Source organism: Psychrobacter sp. TB55-MNA-CIBAN-0194 (assembly GCF_040309505.1).
GTDB classification, from domain to species: Bacteria; Pseudomonadota; Gammaproteobacteria; order Pseudomonadales; family Moraxellaceae; genus Psychrobacter; species Psychrobacter fozii.
Genome location: NZ_JBEOOW010000823.1, coordinates 1 through 234, shown reverse-complemented (window position 1 = coordinate 234; position 234 = coordinate 1). Strand labels below are relative to the sequence as shown.

General features: G+C 65.4%; 1 pseudogene. It reads right to left on the bottom strand.

The window, feature by feature from the left end:
• A pseudogene (locus tag AAEY75_RS17210) lies at window positions 1-234 on the bottom strand (hypothetical protein); the annotation flags it as partial.

Genomic DNA, 234 nt, shown 5'->3' with positions numbered 1-234 from the left:
TCCAGGCTCTGCGTGGCCAGGGTGTCGTAGATCAGCGGCAGGTTGTCCGCTGGCACGCCCTTGCTGATGTAGGGGTTGAGGCTGTCGAAGCCGCCCATGGCCGATTCGCGGAAGGTGCCGCCCTTGGGGGCGTCGGGGTTTACGTAGTCAAAATGCTTGAAGTCGGCGGGGTACTTGGGGGGCTCGTTGTAGAGGGTCAGCGCATGTTGTGGCGCGGCGTGCGCCGCGGTGCAC